1 protein-coding gene is annotated in these 551 nt (G+C 35.2%); it reads left to right on the forward strand.

Features of this window, described 5'->3' with window-relative positions; translation table 11 throughout:
* Positions 1-297 precede the first annotated feature (297 nt).
* The coding region (locus N3D17_07910; GenBank protein MCX8083285.1) for a hypothetical protein at positions 298-551 on the forward strand (254 nt) is incomplete at its 3' end.

Here is a 551-nt window from a genome sequence, read left to right on the forward strand (position 1 = left end):
ATTACGTACTACGTCAGAATAATATGACCCGCTCATAGGGGATTGCGACTTCGTCTCCTCAGTAATATTCCAGAGATTGAGTAAGTTCGTCAGAATAATATGACCCGCTCATAGGGGATTGCGACCCAGTTCAGTAGGGTTAACCCCAAAATTGTTTCTTATGTCAGAATAATATGACCCGCTCATAGGGGATTGCGACTTAAATCATATTACATCTACGGAGCGTGTCGGGAAAAATTGCCTATTTCAGAAAAAGATATTAAAAGATATTAAACGTATTTTAAAGAGAGGAGAAAAATGGATAAAGTTATTTTAAAGATGAAAGAGATAATACAGGACTTCAAAGAAGTTTTAGAAAAGGTGTCTGCTGGAAAACCTTTTATCCATAAGGGCGAAAAGTATAATGACTTCTATGATTATATTAATAAAAACACGTGGTCTTATGATGAGCATCCATACTATCGGGCTATGGACTTAGTTGTTAATCGTAAAGACCCTAATATGGGTTTTCTTTTTTTCAGTGAAATTGATAAAATTGAATGGTATTGGTA

This window comes from bacterium (assembly GCA_026414725.1).
Lineage (GTDB): Bacteria > Ratteibacteria > UBA8468 > B48-G9 > JAFGKM01 > JAAYXZ01.